Genomic DNA, 1,659 nt, shown 5'->3' with positions numbered 1-1,659 from the left:
GTTCCCAACCTGCTGCTGCACACCGTCGGCGCCAAAACCGGCAAGGCGCGGACGACCACGCTCACATATGCGCGCGACGGCGATGCGTACCTGGTCGTCGCGTCGAAAGGTGGCGACCCCAAAGCGCCGGGCTGGTACCACAACCTGAAGGCCAACCCGAGCGTCGAAATCAATGTCGGGCCAAAGCGTTTCCGCGTGACGGCAAGCCCGGTGCTGCCCGATGATCCCGACTATGCGCGACTCTGGAAGCTCGTCAACGACAACAACAGCAACCGCTACGTGGCGTATCAGAAGAAGACTTCGCGGCCCATCCCGGTCGTCAAGCTGACCCCGGCTTAGAACAACTCTTTGGCCAGCAGCTCCAGCGTCTTCTCGCGCGCGGGGGCCGCCTTGGGATCGGTGCCGGTGTGCGCCGATGCGACGGGATGGATCATCACCTCGTCGACGCCGAACTGCTGCGCCAGCGCGTTCACCTGGTCGGCGGCCTCGGCGGGCGATCCGACGATTGCGCGTTGCAGCCCGCTGTCGACGATATGCCGCATCGGCGGGGTGAGCGCGTCGTCACGAATGTCTTCGACGAGTTCGACCGGCCCCAGTGGTTGGCCGGTCCGCAGCCGGGCCATCATGTGCAGGTTCGGCAGGATCAAAGCCATTGCCTCGTCGTGGGTTTCGGCCACGGCGGCGTTGACGGTCAGGAAGGTCACCGGCTCGGCGGTCAGCTCGCCGGGCACGAACTGCGAGCGGTAGAGCTCTAATGCCTCTTCAGTGCCCTGGCCGGAGAAGTGGTGGGCGAACACATACGGCAAGCCCTTGGCAGCGGCCAGTTGTGCGGAGTACATCGACGACCCGAGCAGCCACAGCCGGGGCTCGCTGGCCGCTGCGGGAGTGGCCTTGAGGATGTAGTCGTCGCCGCCGCGCAATTGCACCGGCACGCCGCGCGCGCTCATCATCGCCCGCACGTGGTCGAGGTACTGCGGAAACTGGTCGATGTCGCGGTCGTCTCGCCCGGCCGCGCCGCGTAGCAGCACCGATGTCACCGGATCCGAGCCGGGAGCGCGCCCGATGCCGAGGTCTATGCGGCCCGGGGCAGCCGCTTCCAGCAGGGCGAACTGCTCGGCGACCGCCAGCGGCGCGTGGTTGGGCAGCATCACGCCGCCGGAGCCCAGCCGCAGCTGGGTGGTCTGCGCTGCCAGATAGGCGATAAGCACCGGCGGGCTGGTGGCGCCGACGGAAGGCATGTTGTGGTGTTCGGCCAGCCAGTAGCGGGTGTAGCCCAGCCGGTCGGCGGTTTGGGCCAGGCGCACAGTGGCTGCCAGGGCGTCCGCGGTGGTCTGGTCGGTGCGGACGGGGACGAGGTCGAGGACGGAAAGCCGCATGGTGGGGTCAACGTCGGCGCTCACCTGGATAGTTCCGCCAGCTTCTTCGCCTCACCAAAGATGTCATCGAGCATCGCAGGGGTCAGTGTGCCGGTGAAGGTGTTCTGCTGGCTGGGGTGGTAGCAGCCCAGCAGCACCACCTCGCCGTGAGCGGCCTGCACGGTCGCGGTGGCGCGGTGGCCGAACTTCGGCTGCGGCCGGGGCACCTGGCCACCGCCGGCCCGAATCATGTCGAGCGCAGAGCGCCAGCCGAATGCGCCCAGCGCCACGATCACTCGCACGT

At 67.8% G+C, this 1,659-nt stretch carries 2 protein-coding genes and 1 pseudogene; 1 reads left to right on the top strand and 2 read right to left on the bottom strand.

The features are described from left to right. On the top strand, positions 1-339 hold a 339-nt coding region (locus WAN02_RS13690; RefSeq protein ID WP_422264735.1), incomplete at its 5' end, for a nitroreductase family deazaflavin-dependent oxidoreductase. Here WAN02_RS13690 and WAN02_RS13685 read toward each other — a convergent pair. Both WAN02_RS13685 and WAN02_RS13680 read right to left on the bottom strand, forming a co-directional pair. Then, entirely contained in the window at positions 336-1,376 is a 1,041-nt protein-coding gene (locus tag WAN02_RS13685; protein ID WP_422264736.1) for an LLM class flavin-dependent oxidoreductase, read from the bottom strand. The two genes, WAN02_RS13690 and WAN02_RS13685, sit on opposite strands and share 4 nt — an antisense overlap. Positions 1,377-1,396: 20 nt before the next feature. Further along, positions 1,397-1,659: pseudogene (locus tag WAN02_RS13680) on the bottom strand (uracil-DNA glycosylase); the annotation flags it as partial.

This window comes from Mycobacterium sp. (assembly GCF_049281135.1).
Classification (GTDB): Bacteria; Actinomycetota; Actinomycetes; order Mycobacteriales; family Mycobacteriaceae; genus Mycobacterium.
This window is presented reverse-complemented; position numbering and strand designations above follow the sequence as displayed.